The sequence below is a fragment of the Mycobacterium sp. 1465703.0 genome (genome assembly GCF_001672975.1).
Taxonomy (GTDB): Bacteria; Actinomycetota; Actinomycetes; order Mycobacteriales; family Mycobacteriaceae; genus Mycobacterium.
In genome coordinates this window covers 14,804-30,099 of sequence record NZ_LZKU01000259.1, presented here as the reverse complement: position 1 = coordinate 30,099, position 15,296 = coordinate 14,804, and the positions used below count along the sequence as shown (strand labels likewise).

Annotated in this window: 19 protein-coding genes; 10 read left to right on the top strand and 9 right to left on the bottom strand. The window is 65.3% G+C overall.

Annotation, left to right across the window (positions count from 1 at the left end):
- The coding region (locus A5625_RS24615) for a class I SAM-dependent methyltransferase (RefSeq protein ID WP_197516221.1) at positions 1-290 on the top strand (290 nt) is incomplete at its 5' end.
- A gap of 12 nt (positions 291-302) precedes the next feature.
- On the opposite strand, the gene A5625_RS24610 is transcribed toward A5625_RS24615, so the two are convergent.
- Entirely contained in the window at positions 303-1,763 is a 1,461-nt protein-coding gene (locus A5625_RS24610; RefSeq protein ID WP_067000411.1) for an MFS transporter, read from the bottom strand.
- A 140-nt stretch (positions 1,764-1,903) separates the two neighbouring features.
- On the opposite strand from A5625_RS24610, the gene A5625_RS24605 reads away from it, so the two are divergent.
- The 5 genes from A5625_RS24605 to A5625_RS24585 all read left to right on the top strand — a co-directional run bounded on the left by A5625_RS24605 (position 1,904) and on the right by A5625_RS24585 (position 5,498).
- Entirely contained in the window at positions 1,904-2,665 is a 762-nt protein-coding gene (locus tag A5625_RS24605; protein WP_067000407.1) for a GntR family transcriptional regulator, read from the top strand.
- Positions 2,665-3,372, top strand: a complete 708-nt coding sequence (locus A5625_RS24600) for a phosphonatase-like hydrolase (protein ID WP_067000404.1) — start codon at positions 2,665-2,667, stop codon at positions 3,370-3,372. The genes A5625_RS24605 and A5625_RS24600 overlap by 1 nt, the downstream gene beginning before the upstream one ends.
- A gap of 8 nt (positions 3,373-3,380) precedes the next feature.
- Positions 3,381-4,499, top strand: a complete 1,119-nt coding sequence (locus A5625_RS24595) for an alcohol dehydrogenase catalytic domain-containing protein (protein WP_067000400.1) — start codon at positions 3,381-3,383, stop codon at positions 4,497-4,499.
- A 69-nt stretch (positions 4,500-4,568) separates the two neighbouring features.
- Positions 4,569-5,084: a hypothetical protein gene (locus tag A5625_RS24590; RefSeq protein WP_067000424.1), complete on the top strand. Its 516-nt coding sequence runs from the start codon at positions 4,569-4,571 to the stop codon at positions 5,082-5,084.
- Positions 5,085-5,144: 60 nt separating this feature from the next.
- Positions 5,145-5,498 carry a VOC family protein gene (locus A5625_RS24585; RefSeq protein WP_067000397.1) on the top strand — a complete coding sequence of 118 codons (354 nt, stop codon included), beginning with the start codon at positions 5,145-5,147 and terminating at the stop codon, positions 5,496-5,498.
- Between the two features lie 31 nt (positions 5,499-5,529).
- Here the strand turns inward: A5625_RS24585 and A5625_RS24580 are convergent, their stop codons facing one another.
- Both A5625_RS24580 and A5625_RS24575 read right to left on the bottom strand, forming a co-directional pair.
- Positions 5,530-5,796: a YdeI/OmpD-associated family protein gene (locus tag A5625_RS24580; protein ID WP_067000394.1), complete on the bottom strand. Its 267-nt coding sequence runs from the start codon at positions 5,794-5,796 to the stop codon at positions 5,530-5,532.
- Positions 5,793-6,686, bottom strand: a complete 894-nt coding sequence (locus tag A5625_RS24575; protein ID WP_067000390.1) for a hypothetical protein — start codon at positions 6,684-6,686, stop codon at positions 5,793-5,795. Before A5625_RS24575 ends, A5625_RS24580 begins: the two co-directional genes overlap by 4 nt.
- 129 nt (positions 6,687-6,815) lie before the next feature.
- Here A5625_RS24575 and A5625_RS24570 point away from each other — a divergent pair, with 129 nt between their 5' ends.
- The gene (locus A5625_RS24570) at positions 6,816-7,535 is read left to right on the top strand and encodes a CoA pyrophosphatase (protein WP_067000385.1); all 720 of its coding nucleotides are present in this window, start codon (positions 6,816-6,818) and stop codon (positions 7,533-7,535) included.
- Here A5625_RS24570 and A5625_RS24565 read toward each other — a convergent pair whose 3' ends face one another.
- From A5625_RS24565 to A5625_RS24555, 4 genes are all read right to left on the bottom strand, one after another.
- Positions 7,536-8,606 (bottom strand): LLM class flavin-dependent oxidoreductase, encoded by a 1,071-nt coding sequence (locus tag A5625_RS24565; protein WP_067000382.1) that lies wholly within the window; start codon positions 8,604-8,606, stop codon positions 7,536-7,538. It lies immediately after the preceding gene.
- A 151-nt stretch (positions 8,607-8,757) separates the two neighbouring features.
- Complete coding sequence (locus A5625_RS30500; protein WP_255398033.1) at positions 8,758-9,183, bottom strand: catalase; 426 nt, start codon at positions 9,181-9,183, stop codon at positions 8,758-8,760.
- The gene (locus A5625_RS30495) at positions 9,180-9,734 is read right to left on the bottom strand and encodes a catalase (RefSeq protein WP_255398032.1); all 555 of its coding nucleotides are present in this window, start codon (positions 9,732-9,734) and stop codon (positions 9,180-9,182) included. Before A5625_RS30495 ends, A5625_RS30500 begins: the two co-directional genes overlap by 4 nt.
- A gap of 183 nt (positions 9,735-9,917) precedes the next feature.
- Positions 9,918-10,673, bottom strand: a complete 756-nt coding sequence (locus A5625_RS24555) for a haloacid dehalogenase type II (RefSeq protein WP_067000379.1) — start codon at positions 10,671-10,673, stop codon at positions 9,918-9,920.
- 159 nt (positions 10,674-10,832) lie between these two features.
- On the opposite strand from A5625_RS24555, the gene A5625_RS24550 reads away from it, so the two are divergent.
- On the top strand, positions 10,833-11,723 hold the full coding sequence (locus A5625_RS24550; protein WP_067000376.1) for an SAM-dependent methyltransferase: 891 nt from the start codon (positions 10,833-10,835) through the stop codon (positions 11,721-11,723).
- 20 nt (positions 11,724-11,743) lie between these two features.
- On the opposite strand, the gene A5625_RS24545 is transcribed toward A5625_RS24550, so the two are convergent.
- Positions 11,744-12,343 (bottom strand): PadR family transcriptional regulator, encoded by a 600-nt coding sequence (locus tag A5625_RS24545; protein ID WP_067000373.1) that lies wholly within the window; start codon positions 12,341-12,343, stop codon positions 11,744-11,746.
- Positions 12,344-12,464: 121 nt separating this feature from the next.
- Between A5625_RS24545 and A5625_RS24540 the strand changes: the two genes are divergently transcribed.
- Both A5625_RS24540 and A5625_RS24535 read left to right on the top strand, forming a co-directional pair.
- Positions 12,465-12,887 carry a nuclear transport factor 2 family protein gene (locus A5625_RS24540; protein WP_067000370.1) on the top strand — a complete coding sequence of 141 codons (423 nt, stop codon included), beginning with the start codon at positions 12,465-12,467 and terminating at the stop codon, positions 12,885-12,887.
- An 11-nt stretch (positions 12,888-12,898) separates the two neighbouring features.
- The gene (locus tag A5625_RS24535; protein ID WP_067000422.1) at positions 12,899-13,936 is read left to right on the top strand and encodes an LLM class F420-dependent oxidoreductase; all 1,038 of its coding nucleotides are present in this window, start codon (positions 12,899-12,901) and stop codon (positions 13,934-13,936) included.
- A gap of 24 nt (positions 13,937-13,960) precedes the next feature.
- Here A5625_RS24535 and A5625_RS24530 read toward each other — a convergent pair whose 3' ends face one another.
- A complete protein-coding gene (locus tag A5625_RS24530; RefSeq protein ID WP_067000367.1) occupies positions 13,961-15,178 on the bottom strand; it encodes an MFS transporter in 1,218 nt (405 codons plus the stop codon).
- Positions 15,179-15,296: the final 118 nt, after the last annotated feature.

Below are 15,296 nucleotides of genomic sequence, written 5' to 3'. Positions count from 1 at the left end.
AGTTCATCATGGACGAGATTTTCCCGGGCGGAGACCTGCCACAGGCCAAGGGCGTCGTGGAACATGCCGAGCGCGCCGGCTTCGGTGTGAAGCTGATCCAGCCGCTGCGGCTGCACTATGCCCGCACGCTTGACACCTGGTCGGGCGCGCTCGAGGAGCGCCGGGACGAGGCCATAGCGATCCAGTCCGAAGAGGTCTACGACCGCTACATGAAGTACCTGACGGGTTGCGCGGATTTGTTCCGTGAGGGTTATACCGACGTCGCGCAGTTCACCCTGACCAAGGGCTGATACGCCGGCTTGTCACACCGAAAGCTCTGCCGGCGAAGGGCTTTCAGTCTCCACCGGGGTGGTCACGGACTTCGCGCGAAGGTCAGCGCTGACTTCGTCGAGTGCCAGTCCGGCTGGTTCGCGCACCAATGCGGTGGTGGCGATCCCCGCCGCATAGCAGCAAAATCCCAACAAGGTCACCGCTCGTAGCCCGGCTCCACCGAGCAGCAGTGGCACGAAAAGGGCGCCCAGGAAGGCCCCCACTTTGGCGATGGCCGACGAAAGTCCGTGGAACGTGCTGCGGATTGCGGTGGGATAAGACTCTGCCGCAAGAAGCATGGTGGTGTAGTTGGGCCCAAAGGCGACGCCGAACAACGACATGCCGAACACGATCGCGAACGGCACCACCGACGCGCTCACGACCGGCAGGGCGGTGATCAACAGCATCGCCACCGCGCAGATGCCAAAACCCAACGCTTGCAACGCACGTCGCGGCATCCGGTCGAGGACCAGCAGACCGGCGATGGCCCCGACGAGACCGAAACAGATGACCAGCACGGCGTTCAGGGCGATGTTGGACACCACGCTGGCGTGCGGCGCGATGTGCTTGATCAGCAGCGGTTGGCTGACGTAGCTGCCATACACCGCGACATTGAAGAAAAACCAGCTTCCCGCGGTGCCCAACAGGACGGTCAAGACTTTGCGGTTTCTCAGCGTCGCGCGGGGCTTTGCGACGGGCATTGCGCCGACGCCGGCGGAGGTGAAGGCCGCACGCGATTGAGCAAATGCCGCAAAGTCTTTAATTGCCTGCTGTTCGTCACCGCGCTCGGCGGTCCAGCGAGGTGACTCGGGCATGTGACGACGCTGATACAACACCAGCGCGGACGGGATGACACCGATCCCGACGATCACTCGCCAGGCGATGTGGTCGGGAACCCCGACGGCGATCACGAGCAGGCTGACGAGATAGGCGACGACCTGACCGAATACGTAGAAGATGAAGGTGAGACCGACCAGTTGACCTCGGTTTCGCCGGTTGGCGTATTCGGCCATGATGACGCCGCTGGCGGGATAGTCGCCACCGATACCTATTCCCAGTATCAGCCGGGCGATGAGCAGGGTGGTGAAGTTGGGAGCGAACGCGGAAAGCAGGGCCCCGATGATCATCAACACCGCTTCCAACCCGTAGACGCGGCGGCGGCCCAGCAAATCGCCGAGACGCCCAAAGGCGATGGCGCCCAAGGCGACTGCCAACAGGGTCGAGCTGGTCAGCATCGAAATCTGCCCACCGCTGAGGTGGAACTGCGGGGTAGCCAGCAGGGTTACCGTGCCGATGACGTTGAGATCGTATGAGTCGGTGAAGAATCCGGCGCCGGCGGTGGCCGCCGCCTTGAAGTGGAAGATGTCCAGCTTTGCGTCGTCTATCGACTCGGCGACGCCGACCGGGGCCGATGCGGCGAGCGGGGTGTCGTGCCCGCCTTCCGAGCTTGTCATGATAAGTACCGTCCATCACGCACGACGCGCAAGTCAACGGGGTACCGCGCTTTACGGCGAAGTTCAATATGCGTTAACCGCCAGTATATTCGAGGCTAACCGCGCCTACCGCCGGTTGCCATGACCTGTATAGTCAAGCTATGGCACTGGCGCTGCACGAGATGATCGCCGATAGCCTGCGGGAGCAAATACGGGTCGGAGAACTGCCCGTGGGTTGCGCGCTTCCGTCGGAATCCCAACTGTGCGACCGGTGGCGGGTGTCGCGCGGGCCGGTCCGTCAGGCGCTGGCGGCCCTGCGCGCCGAGGGTGTCATCGCCGGCGGCCGCGGCAAGCGGCCGGTGGTCTGCACGACCTCGATCGGCCAGCCCTTTGACACGCTGTTGTCGTACTCGGCATGGGCTCATTCGATCGGGCGCACGCCCGGACAGCGCACGCTCGAGTTGGCCTTGCGCCGAGCTGACGAACACGCGGCGTCGGTACTGCATATAGAAGAGGGAGCGCCCGTCGTTCAGGTACTGCGGTTGCGTTACCTCGACGGCGAGCCGGCCATGCTGGAACGCGCGACGTTCGTCGAGCATGTCGGCCGCCGATTGTTCGACTTCGACTGCGACTCAGGGTCGTTGTGGGCGTACCTGTTATCGCAAGGCGTGCGATTCTCGACCGCATCGCACATTATCGACGCCGTTGCGGCCGACCCGGTGGATTCCGCGCATCTCGGTGTGGCACAAGGAGATCCGTTGCTACGGCAGCAACGGAGCACCCGGGGAGCCCAGGGTGAAGTCATCGAGTATCACGACGACCGGTACCTGCCCGCGATGGTCAGCTTCACCCTGGAGAACACCCTCGACGCGCGCTGCGCCCTGACCCGAAACGCCAAACCCGGATCGGAGGTCGACGCCTGATGGCTACCGGGCTCGAACTGGTGGTATTGGACATGGCCGGCACCACAATTGATGAAGGTCAGCAGGTTTACCGCGTCCTCGCCGAGACGGCGATCGCCTACGGTGCATCACCGTCAGAGGCCGACATCGCCCGCTGGCACGGCGCGGCGAAGCACGAGGCGCTGCGTGCACTGCTAACCCCACCGGGTGGCGCACCGCCCAGCGCCGACCGGTTGGACACCGTCGTCACCGATTTCCGCACCCGGTTGACGGCCGCCTACGCCGCCGTCCCGCCGCGCCCGCTGCCCGGCGTTGGCGACGCTTTGGCCGCACTGCGGGCGGCGGATATCCGGGTCGCACTTACCACCGGGTTTGATCGCGACATCGTCGATTCGCTGCTTCGCGCGCTGGGCTGGGAAGGCGACTCGACGGTGGATGCCGTCGTCTGCGGCGACGACGTGGCGGCCGGACGCCCAGCGCCGTTCATGATCTTCCGGGCTATGGAGAAGCTCGGTATCACCGACGTGGCCCGCGTACTGGTCGCCGGTGATACCCCGCGTGACCTGCAAGCCGGAACCAACTCGGGCGCGGCGTTCGTCGTCGGCGTGTTGTCCGGGGCCGGCGACGCTGGCGAACTCGGCAGGCACCGACACACCCATCTGCTGGCGTCGGTGGCCGACTTGCCCGCGTTCCTGCAGGTGCCCGACATGGCGGCCAGCCACTCGTGAGGCAGCCGATGGCCCAGCACGTGAAGACGGCCGATCGGATCGAGCACACCCTGGCCGCCGTCTGGCGTGGCGGCGCGGACATCTGCGTGGAATCGGTGGCTGTGCCGCCGCTGGGCCCGGGTGATGTATTGGCGCGAGTGCGACTTGCCACCGTGTGCGGCAGCGACCGGCATACGGTGAGCGGGCGGCGCAGCCAGCCGTGTCCGTCGATCCTGGGCCACGAGACGGTCGGTGAAATCGTCTCGCTCGGCGCCGAACCGCCACGGGCGGTGGACGGACGAGTGCTGCGCGTCGGTCAACGAGTGATCTGGTGCGTGACACTGCCCTGTGGCGCCTGCGACCGGTGTCTGACCGGCGTCACCGCGAAGTGCCGCATCGTGCGCAAGGCCGGTCACGAGGCGCTGGACTCCGAGTGGGGACTGTCCGGTGGCTACGCCCAACATGTGCTGCTGCCACGCGGGCTGGCCATCGCGGTGGTCGATGACGATCTCAATGACTCGCTGGCTGCACCTGCAGCTTGTGCGACGGCGACGGTCATGGCCGTTGCCGAACGCGCGGGCAGCCTGGCGGGCCAGCGAGTCGTGGTCGTTGGCGCCGGCATGCTCGGTCTGACCGCGATCGCTGCCGCCGTATGCGCCGGTGCCTCCGCGGTGACCGCCGTCGATCCCGTGGCGGGCAGACGGGAACTGGCGCGGCGGTTCGGCGCTTACGACGCGCGGGACTCGGCGCGCGACGCCGGCCCGTTCGACGTCCTGCTGGACTTCTCCGGCGCACCGGCAGCCCTGGAAGACGGGCTAGGCACCCTCGACGTTCAGGGGGTCGCCGTCCTGGCGGGGGCTGTCGCGCCGAATGTGGCCGTGGCAGTCGACGCCGAGTCGGTGGTGCGTCGTCAACTGTCCATCTTCGGGATACACAACTACGAACCACGCCATCTGACCGCAGCGCTGAGCTTTTTACGCCGCGCCCGCGAGCGCTTCCCGTGGTCCGAGTTGGTCGCCGACCCTGGGACGCTCGATGACCTCGGCGCCCTGCTGACCGCGCCCGCAGGGCCGGTGCCGCGATATTCGATAGCCCCCTGGGCCGTCGGCCATACGGATTTGGGTTTACCGCCCCAGTCGCGCGGGTAATTGCTCGGCAACAACCTCATTCGGTGGGCGCCGACATCCTCTGGTGCAACGCCGCTGGAAGGACTGATCGTGAGCGCCAAGCACCGCATGCCGGAGACACCGGAGCAAAGGTCATCGCAGAGCCCTCCTGGTCGGCGACGCGGGCTGTCCGGTGCTGGCACGGTATGTGACGTCGTCTCCGCTTCGCTGCTGTGCGCCGCTTGTGTGACGGCACTGGTGTTCGGCGGAGCGCATCCCGAGAAGCGCACCGTGGCAGCCAGTCTCGAACCACCGGCCGCCGCGCAGCCGGTGAGCCAAGAAGGCACGGTGATCGCCGTGGCCGCAGACTCGATGACCATGCGCAGCGCGGACGGACGTACCCAGACCTACCGGTTCACCCCGGACACCACCGTGATTACCCATCGCGGACGTCAACCTGTCAACGGCGCACCGCATTTCACGGTCAACGACAGAGTGGTCGTGGTGGGAACATTCGAGGGCGGCACCGCGCTGGCGACCGCGGTGGCCTACCGCGGTGCCGGGCACGGCGACGCCCCTCCGATGGATTACCTTGACGGTCAAGCACTTCCAGCCGACGCGGCCTGAGGTTTAGCGCCGCGTCCCGGGCTCGCCTAGTCTGGTAGCGATCCGGCTACAGGAGGCGCCATGAGCGAGCACGAAGCGAAGATGATCATCTTGTCCACCGACGACCTGGATGAGTCGATCCGGTTCTACAGCGAGACCTTGGGAATGCCGCTGAAGTTCCGCGATGGAGCCCACTTCGCAGCCCTCGACGCGGGCCCGGTCACGCTGGCGCTGGCGACCGCCGTCGACCACCCCATCCCGGGCCAAGTGGTGGTCGGCATCAAAACCGCGGACGTGGACGCCGCCGCGAAGGCCGTCGAGGCCAGCGGTGGCGGCATCGTGAAGGGCCCCTACGACGACGCCCACGAACGACGCGCTGTGGTTTATGACAACAAAGGCAACGGCCTGGTCTTCTACAAGTCGCTGGGCCGGTAGCAGGGCTCTACCCGAAAGAGCCGGTGCGCGACTACTTTCCGGTGCGCTCGCGGTGCTTGCAACCCGGCCAGCAGCACGGCCGTCGCTTGCCTTCTTCCAGTTCTTCCTGGGTTCGGCGGATGCGGCGCTCCCGGGTCGCCTGCTGCTTGGCGTCCTCGACCCAGCAGATGAACTCGTTTCGGGCCAGCGGTGTGATGTCATTCCAGGCGGCCAGTGCGGTGGCATTGCCAATCAGCGACTCGCGCAGATCCGCGGGCAATTGGTGCACCACCCCGCCAGGCACGCGCTGGCCGCTCATCGACCCGCCAAGTGCGCGCTGTCATCGTGTAACTCGTCGCGGCGCAACGTCATTGGGGTGAGGGGCGGAATATCGCCGCCGGCGACCACGGCACGGGTGATCGGGGTAAGCACCTGGAACAACTCCTCCACTTCGTCGTCGCTAAGCCCGTCGAGCGCGGACAGGGCAAGGGTGTCGGTTGTCGATTCGATGTGGTCCTTCAGTTCTCGTCCGGCCGGGGTCAGTGTCCCGTCATCGTTGAGCAGGCCCCGCTCGGCCAGTCGTTGCTCGTGGCGACGCCACGACGCCTCGTCGTAATCACGGGTGCGCGCAATGTAATCGCGAGAGACATTGCCAGCCGCGGCATGTAAGACATTGGCTTCCCGGCCGGAGATGCCGGCCGCGGCCAGCACCGCCACATGCGCGTCGCCACGCTGTTCACGCAGCAGCGTGGTGGCGTGCCATAGGGCAGCCAGCGGGTCGTCCGGCCAGGGCAGCGCCAAGTTCGCGGCGAACACCGGACGCGCATCGAGCGGCGCATTGCGGGCGGCTTTGCCCGCTAATTCAGCTGCCACACGGACGTTTTCGTTCGACCCCAGTCCGTAGCGGCGCAGCGCCGCCACCGCGGATTGTTGCCGGGCCTGCAACGCGGCCTGCGGACCCGCGATCTCCCAGGCCGCGGGCAGCGCCTTGGCCACGCGCTCGGGTGCGAAGTTGTAGAAGACCGCGGTGACCACCTCCCGCGGTACCGCGCCCAGCGGCGCTGACCGGGCCGCGAAATAGCCCATCCAGAAACCGCGATAACCTAGTGCATCCAACGCCGCCCGCGCCTCCGGCGCGAAATACGTGACCGCGTGCACCGGCTCGTAACGATCGAAGAAGCGTCGGGCCAGCACCGGTTGTCGTCGCATGCTCGCAGTTAACCACTCGCCGACGCCCAGGACCAAGCGTGCAAGCCGAGTCTTCGGCCGACCCAGGGGGTGCGGCGTTTTGGCGGATCGCCGTGCGGTACCAACAGCGCTTCAGCCTAGGCTCGAGAAGTGACCATCCCCTATGACCAGCCGTTGCGTGAGCGGATCCGGAAGAATCTGGCCGGCCACGACCGCCGCACGGTGACCGACCCGAGAAAGCGGCACGCCGCCGTCGCGGTATTGCTCGTCGACTCCGAGCCCGGGGAGGACAGGGTCGACCCAGCACCGGTGGACGACTGGAACGCCGGGCGGGAACTGCCCGGGGCAGGGCTTGACGGACGCATGGTCGACGTCTCAGGCGGCGCGGCGTTCCTGCTGTGCCGCAGGGCATCCCGACTTACCTCACATGCGGCGCAGTGGGCACTTCCCGGCGGTCGGGTCGACCCGGGCGAGACCGCCGTCGAGGCGGCGTTGCGGGAATTGCGCGAAGAGGTCGGCATCGAGTTGCTTGAGGAGACCGTATTGGGTCTGCTCGACGATTACCCGACCAGGTCCGGATACGTCATCACCCCGGTGGTGATCTGGGGCGGCGGCCGGCTGGACCCGCGTCCGTCTCCCGACGAGGTGGTCGCGGTGTACCGGGTGGGTTTACACCAACTGCAACGTGACGATTCGCCGCGCTTCATCACCATCCCGGAGAGCTCACGACCGGTCGTCCAAATCCCGTTGGGCGGAGACCTGATTCATGCGCCGACCGGCGCGGTCCTGCTGCAGCTGCGGTGGTTGTGCCTGGAAGGCCGGCACGATCCGGTCGACCGGCTGGAACAACCGGTTTTCGCGTGGCAGTAGCTATCGCGCAACCGCTTTGAGGGCCGATTGCGCAATGAGCGGTCGGCTCGGAATGTGCTCACGAAGAACGGGGGCCACCTCGGACTGGAACAGCTCGAGGCTGCGACGCTGTTGATCGCGGGTCACGCCGTCGGCATCGGCAGTCAGGTGCATCACTTCGTGCCCGAGTTGCTCGTGGTAGCGCCCGACCTTGTCGATCGCCTGCGCGGGACTACCCACCAATGCCGAGCTTCGCTCGACGAAGTCTTCGATGGATTCGAACACCACCGGAAGGCCGGTTCGGCGCGCGAACTTCAGGCGTGCCTCGAACATCGGGCGATAGGCGTCCACTGCTTCCTGTGAGGTCCGAGTGATGTAAAAGCCGGCAGTTCCGGCACCGACGAGGGCGTCTTCGGCTCGGCGACCGTAGTACTCCCACCGCCGCCGATAGTGACGGACCAGCTCGGCATACGGTTCGATCGGATTGCTGACATTGGCGGAAAAGATCGGATCACCGTGCCGAGCTGCGAGGTCGACGGAGTCCTTACTGGTTGCGCTGCCATGCCAGATCCTAATTCGGCGCTGCAGCGGGCGGGGAAGTGTCTTCGCGTTGACCAGTGGCGGCCGGAACCGCCCTGACCACGTCACGTTGTCACTTTCCCAGAGCAGGCGAAACAGTTCGTAGCCTTCGCGATTGCGGTCCCACTGATCCTCAGAGGTCACTTGAAACAGTTCGGCCTGCGCGGGACCATTGCCCTTGCCGATGATCAGTTCGAGCCGCCCATCGGACAGATTGTCGAGCGTCGAATAGTCCTCGAAGGCGCGAACCGGATCGAGCAGGCTCAGCGTGGTAACCCCGGTGAACAGAGCAATTTTGGAGGTGCGCGCCGCAATGTTGCTGAGCACCACCGGCGGCGAGGACGAGATGAACGGATCCTCGTGACGCTCACCCACCGCAAACCCGTCGAAACCGAGTTCCTCGGCGAGCACGGCTTTATCGAGGACATCACGCAGCCGCTCGGCCGCGCTCGTCTTCTGTCCAAAAACCGGGTCGGGAACGTGAGTGATGAGCGTTATCAGCAGAAATTTCATGGTGCACCCTGCGGCAAGTTCTCAGTGCTCAAAGGATTCTCGAACGGGTGCGCTCGGCTCCTGCATCTGGGCCTCCAGAAAGTGTCATTGTTTAGACAACTCAGTTGCCGCGTTTCCCATTCCCCTCGAGGCTCCTACCCAAGCCCGGCGGTTAGGCCTTACGACGCCTGCGCCCACTGATCAAATACAGCGCCGCGCGCAACTCGAGCAGCGGATCATCGGACGGCTCGATTCCCGCCACCCGCGGGATCGGGTCGAAGATAATGTGCTTCTGTTCTGCGGCGACGTCCGCCACCGGAGTGGTCAACTGAACGGTGCCGAGTTCTCTGATTTCTCGATCCGATGGCCAGCCAATGGTGGCGTCGTCGACCACGTCGCCGTCGTCAGCGAGCTGGACGGCCAAGGTGAAGCGCACCGGCCGGGCCGCAATGCGGTCGGCGATCTCGGCGAACAGGTAATCGTCGTCCTTGGACTGCAGATCGGACTCGTTGATGTACTCGGTTCCCGCTTCGGGTGTGATGCGGTAGCGACCGAACCTGCTCTCGCCTGCCGCATTGGTGAACTTCAGCGCACTCACGCCGAAATACGCTTCGCTTGCAAAGCTGGACGGGAATGGTCTCGGCTGCACAAAGCGCAGCGCCGCCGGTGCGCGCCAAGGAAGGCTTCCACTGGTGAACCTGCCGGATTGGCCGGGTCGCTGGTGGCCAGCGCCTCTAAGAATTCGAGGAATTCCTCACCGGTACGAGCGGGGAACGCATCAGCCGAATGGGCAATGACGTCGGTGTGCTCGTGCACGTCCAAGACAAATCGAATCGCGATTCCCTTGGGGAGACTGTTCGGATCGGTGTCCGGAATATTCGGCAACCCGGTCGAGTCGGAGAAGCGCACCACGACGGGCGTCGAGGGCTGCTGGAAATGTGGAGCTATCGACAGACTGGACGCACCGGCGGTGGGTGTAAAGGTTCCATTGAGCAGAGTGCCTTTGCCGTGGGCGGGACGGATCCCGGGATGTTCGCCGAAGATCTTCGCGAATGTCGCCAGTATCTTGTCGCTGAGGTCCAGCAGCTTCTCATCTGTCGGTAAGGGCATGGTGGTCTCCTGTCCGGCGCCGGGCTGTGGCGCAGTCACTCTAAAGCGGTGGGCAGCGCGAAGCAGGGCGGTTGGACTCGCTATCGCGGCATGTGCCGGTCTACCAGAGTGAAACGCGAAGTCTCACGGCATGTTTAGGCGCTTCCGCCGGCGGCAACCGCATCGACGCAGCCGGATCGAAACCATTCCGCCGTGACCCATTTACCACTGGTGGCACTTACCTCACTGTGGACGCAGAGCGCCGAATAACACGCCGGCCAATTCGCTCAGTGATGTGCCCGAGACGTCCCAGGCGCCCGCAGGTTCGAGATCTGGTGTTTGGCCCGATCCGTATTCCTGCGGCCGCGCAACGAAACCGGTGGCCAGGCCGCTCTTTTGGGCCGCCTCAAGGTCGGAGGGGTGCGCCGCGACCAGCATCACTTCCCCGGGTTCCAATCCCAGCAGACGCGCGGGTGTCTGGTAGGCCTGCGGGTCGGGCTTGTAGGCCTTGCTGACATCGGAACCGAGTACCACGTCCCATGGCAGGCCAGCGTACTTCGCCATATCGACCAGCAGTCCGGTGTTGCCGTTGGACAGTGGCCCGACGATGACGTGTCGCTTCATGGCCGCGATTCCGTCGACACTGTCCGGCCACGGAGGCAGCCAGCGCCACGACCTGGCGAGTGCCTCCACCTCGTCGCCGGGGAGCGCTTCGGTAGCGACGCCGAACTTCTCCAATGATGCGAGGAGGTTCTCCCGATGCAGCACGTCCAGCGACACGAATCCTCGGTGGCCCGAACGGATCTCGGACATCGAGGGCGCGTACCGACTGCGCCATTCCAGCGCGAACGCATCCGGGTCGAGGCTGATGCCGTGGCGTTGCGCGAATACGCGCACCGAGGCGGAAATTCCGGATCGCCAGTCGACGACTGTTCCAAAGGTATCGAACAGCACGGCGCGTAGTGCCTGGCCGGTCGAGGGCGCGCGGTAATCGGTCATGCCTCAGGCTATCGCCGCGTGGACGGCGCAACCGCGACAGCTGCTGGGAACCGACGCGCGAACCGCGGCCCGGGAGCGAGTGGAGCCGGCGTACTATATCGTTAGCAGTGCGAACGAGTTCTTTTAACCCCGCAGTTGATGACTTGATGGGAGGCTGTTGTGGCCCGAAGCGCCGGCGATACCTGGGACATCGTGACAAGTGTCGGCTTCACCGCGTTGGCCGTGTGTGCGGCTCGTGCCCTCGATGCCGAGCTGCAGCCGCCGCTGGCCAACGACGATTTTGCCGCCGGCTTCGTCGCGGCCGCCGGTGAGCCGAATCTGATTGCGGCGGTTGATAACGCGGATATGAGCAGCACCGCGGCCTTCAACGCACAGTGGGTGGGCGTGCGGACACGGTTCTTCGACGATTTCTTCGCCGGCGCCAACCGCTCCGGAACGCGCCAGGCCGTCATCTTGGCGGCCGGATTGGATTCTCGGGCGTACCGACTGGACTGGCCCACCGGCCACACGGTTTTCGAAGTCGATCAGCCGCGAGTGCTCGAGTTCAAGCAGCAGGTCCTCGACCAGCGGGGTGCCGTGCCGTCGACGCGCCGCGTGACCGTAGCCACCGATCTACGCGACGACTGGGCGGGCGAACTCATTGCGGCCGGCTTCGACCCAAGGCAACCGACCGCCTGGGCGCTCGAGGGATTGCTGCCGTACCTGCCCGGGGCCGCGCAGGATGCGCTGTTCGAAAAGCTGCACGAGCTCTCGGCTCCGGGAAGCCACCTGGCCGCCGAGTTGGGACCGGCGCCGGGCGAAGTGCGGGAATTCGCCGGCAACGTTCCCACCATCAGCCAAGATACCGGACACCCGCCGGTCGCCGAACTCTGGTACGACGATCCCCGCATGGACACCAAAGACTTTCTGGCCCAACGGCATTGGCGTGTCATCGGTGTGAACCTGGTGGACAAGGCGGCGACCGAATACGGCCGGCCCTTCCACGAGTTACCGACGGTCTTTGATCGGTTGATGCGCACCAAGTTCTTCACCGCGGTCCGCCAACCCTGAACCGCCGTGCGCCGACGAACTCACCGGCGACTAGCCGTGCGGCGGCGCCGTGGCGGCGAGGCGCCGGCCGATAGGCGGCGCTCGATGATGGTCAGCGCATGTTCGGCCCAACGAATGTTCTCCTCTTCGAACGAGATTCCGCGCATCAGGGTCAAGTAGGGGCCGACTCGTTCGGTCTCGACCAGGTACTGCTCTTCGCTGCGGCCATCCAGCATTCGCATCCGCAATCGTTGGTAGCGTTGCACTTTGGCGCTCGCCCATTGCAGTCGTTCACGAATGGATTCGCGGACGGCCGCAGTGTCGCCGGCGTCGGCGGCCTGGACTTTGATCAGCAACTCGTCGCGGATGACCGATGGCCTCGGCGCCTTCGCGGTGAACTGCCGGATCGCGTCACATCCGGCCTCGGTCAGCGAGAACATGCGTTTATTGGGCCGGCGTTCCTGATGAACGATCCGGGCCTGGATGAGACCTTGCGCCGCGAGCCGGTCGAGCTCGCGGTACAGCTGCTGCGGAGTGGCCGGCCAGAAGTTTGCGACGGAAGCGTCGAAGTCTTTGGCCAGGTCGTATCCGGACGATTCGCCCTCCAGCAGGGCGGCCAACACCGCGTCGCGCAGTGACATCGGTCGATGGTACAACGATGCGATTAATCAACAAAGTGATTAATCGCACTCTGGACATCGGGTGGCCGGCGCCCTAGCGTCGAGCACACCTACTCAACAAGTTGACTATGCGAGGTTGCCGATGCACCCGTTCCGTAAAGCCGTCGAAGAGCGTGACGAGAAGGGCATCCAGGCGATGCTGGCCGACACCGTGGTTTTCACCAGCCCGGTGGCGTTCAAGCCTTATGTCGGCAAGCCGATCACCGCTGCCATCCTGCGCGGTGTGTTACGGATCTTCGAGGACTTCCACTACATCCGCGAGATCCACGACCAAGGCGGGCGCGACCACGCCTTGGTATTCGAGACCGGGATAGCCGGGGCGCCGGGGGTGAAGATCACCGGATGCGATTTCCTGCACTTCAATGACGACGGTCTCATCGACGACTTCATGGTGATGGTGCGGCCGCTGTCGGGCGCAACCGCATTGTCCGAGGCGATGGGTGCTCAATTCGCGCGTATCCAACAGGAAGCACTCGAATTGGCCAACCAACCCGGTACCGCGTAGAAGTAATGACCATGCGGATTGGATTGAGCGTCAACTATGCCGGCGGTTTCAAGGACGTGGCCGGCGAAGTGGCCGACCTGGAACGCGCCGGACTCGACATTGTCTTTGTCCCGGAGGCGTATTCGTTCGATGCGGTGAGCGCACTGGGCTATTTGGCCGCCAGCACCCAACGGGTCGAACTGGCCTCGGGCATTTTGCAGCTCTACACCCGGACACCCACCCTGACCGCGATGACCGCGGCCGGCCTGGACTATGTGTCCGACGGCCGGTTCACCCTCGGTCTGGGCGCCTCTGGTCCGCAGGTCATCGAGGGATTCCACGGCGTCCCCTACGACGCGCCGATCGGCCGGACTCGTGAAGTCATCGACATCTGCCGCCAGGTGTGGCGACGCGAAACCGTGCAACACGAAGGCAAGTACTACACCATCCCGCTGCCCGCCGACCAGGGCACCGGGCTAGGCAAACCGCTCAAGCTGATCAATCGGCCTGTCCGAGAGCGCATTCCGATACTCGTCGCCGCGCTGGGGCCCAAAAACGTCGAACTGGCAGCCGAGATCGCCGAGGGCTGGCAACCGATCTTCTATCTACCTGAGAAGGCAGAGGACGTGTGGGGATCGTCGCTGGCCGCCGGCCGGGCCAAGCGCGACCCCGAGTTGGGTGAGCTCGACATCTATGCCGGCCCGGTCCTGGCCATTGGCGAAAACGTGGATCCGCTAAGGGAATTCGTCAAACCGCACCTGGCGTTGTACATCGGCGGCATGGGCGCCAAGGGTAAGAACTTCTATCACGCGTTGGCCACCAAGTACGGCTACGGCCCAGAAGCCGAACGGATTCAAGAGCTCTACCTGGCCGGTGACAAAGACGGTGCCGCCAAGGTGGTGCCCGACGACCTGGTGCGCGATGTCAACCTGATCGGAACCCGCGAGTTCGTCAAGGACCGCCTGGCGGCATTCCGCGAGGCGGGGGTAACCACCCTCAATGTGGCACCCATCGCGTCCACCGCGGCTGAGCGAATCAAGCTGATCGAGACGTTGCGCGACCTGGTGTGATCAACAGCGCTGGATGAGTCCGAATTAATTCTGGCGGTGACTATCTCGTCGTAACCGCACCGCTCTTGCGACCGCCGTCAGCGCCGCCAGCACCGCCATCACCGAAAGAATCACCATCGAGACGGCGGAGCCGACGGTGGCCAAGATCAGCGGCAAGGCAAAGCCGACGTAGGTGACGACGTAGAAGACTCCGGTCAGCGCACCGCGCAGGTGCGGCGGCGCGGCGGCCTCCAGGTCAATTAGGCCTTCGCGCAGGCATAGTCCCGACGCACATCCGAGGACCACAAGCAGCGGTAGGCCCAACGAGGGCGTCAGCGACGGCGGTGCCGTCGCGGCCACCGCGTAGCCGACCGCGGCCATCACCGCCCCGGCGGTACCGGCTTGCGGCCCCCACCGAAGCGTGCGGGCCAGTACTTGGACGATGCCGCTGACGCCGTTGACGACCAGGGTCGCCGTGCCCGCCGCCATCGGAGCCGCGAGTGCGGTGTGTAACCGGGTGGGGATGGTGACGAATCCCAGTGTCGCCGAGGCGTATACCCACGGCGCGAGCGGCATCGCCCAACTCAAGGCCCGGCCGACGCCGTGGGCTACGGGTGCCGCCGCATCCGGGGCACGGTGTGCTGCCGGTCCGGTCACGTTGACGCGCCCGGCCGCGACGATGACGGCGAACGCTGCCAGTACGACAAGGACGGCGGCGACACCGAACGAAACCCGAATGGCGGATCGCCCGGCAAAGGCGATGAACCCTCCGGCGAATGGTCCGAGGGCGAAGCCGGCTGTGAGGACCGCTCCGGCGGTCGCGGCACCGGCGGGTCCCCTCAGATCGGAGGCCCATGCGGTGCACGAGCTGATGGCGAGGCCCACGCCGACGCCGACGATCAGGCGGCCCAGCAGCAATGCATCCGTGTGTTGGGAGAGCAGCATCGCCACCGTTCCCAATAGGGCGGCCGCCGAGCCTGCCAACGCCACCGACCGGCGCCCGAGCGCATCCGACGACCGACCGCCGATCAGCAATCCGGGCAGCAGCCCCAGCGCGTAGATACCGAAGATCCCGTCGAGGGTGGCGGTGCTGAGGTGTTGACTACTGCTGATCACCGGCATCAACCCGACGAAATGATTCGCGACCCATCCCGTCGCCAGCAGCAGGGCCAACACGCTGACAAACAGCGCCTGTGTTGCGGCCGGCCCGCCCCCCGTGCGGGCCCTGCCCTCGTGGCCGGTGCGCACATTCGACGAGGTCACTAGGCTTCTCCCCTCCCAAACCCAAGGTGCACATGCGGCCGACCGCCGATGGTAGAACGCAACGTCACCTGGGCGGTTATTCCCGCTGAACGGAATAGCACCGCGCTAGGCACTTAAT

What these genes read in the sequence shown, in the direction of transcription:
- A5625_RS24610 (WP_067000411.1), bottom strand. Translation starts at nt 1,763, where the DNA reads ATGACAAGCTCGGAAGGCGGGCACGACACCCCGCTCGCCGCATCGGCC.
- A5625_RS24605 (WP_067000407.1), top strand. Translation starts at nt 1,904, where the DNA reads ATGGCACTGGCGCTGCACGAGATGATCGCCGATAGCCTGCGGGAGCAA.
- A5625_RS24600 (WP_067000404.1), top strand. Translation starts at nt 2,665, where the DNA reads ATGGCTACCGGGCTCGAACTGGTGGTATTGGACATGGCCGGCACCACA.
- A5625_RS24595 (WP_067000400.1), top strand. Translation starts at nt 3,381, where the DNA reads ATGGCCCAGCACGTGAAGACGGCCGATCGGATCGAGCACACCCTGGCC.
- A5625_RS24585 (WP_067000397.1), top strand. Translation starts at nt 5,145, where the DNA reads ATGAGCGAGCACGAAGCGAAGATGATCATCTTGTCCACCGACGACCTG.
- A5625_RS24580 (WP_067000394.1), bottom strand. Translation starts at nt 5,796, where the DNA reads ATGAGCGGCCAGCGCGTGCCTGGCGGGGTGGTGCACCAATTGCCCGCG.
- A5625_RS24575 (WP_067000390.1), bottom strand. Translation starts at nt 6,686, where the DNA reads ATGCGACGACAACCGGTGCTGGCCCGACGCTTCTTCGATCGTTACGAG.
- A5625_RS24565 (WP_067000382.1), bottom strand. Translation starts at nt 8,606, where the DNA reads ATGAAATTTCTGCTGATAACGCTCATCACTCACGTTCCCGACCCGGTT.
- A5625_RS24555 (WP_067000379.1), bottom strand. Translation starts at nt 10,673, where the DNA reads ATGACCGATTACCGCGCGCCCTCGACCGGCCAGGCACTACGCGCCGTG.
- A5625_RS24545 (WP_067000373.1), bottom strand. Translation starts at nt 12,343, where the DNA reads ATGTCACTGCGCGACGCGGTGTTGGCCGCCCTGCTGGAGGGCGAATCG.
- A5625_RS24540 (WP_067000370.1), top strand. Translation starts at nt 12,465, where the DNA reads ATGCACCCGTTCCGTAAAGCCGTCGAAGAGCGTGACGAGAAGGGCATC.
- A5625_RS24535 (WP_067000422.1), top strand. Translation starts at nt 12,899, where the DNA reads ATGCGGATTGGATTGAGCGTCAACTATGCCGGCGGTTTCAAGGACGTG.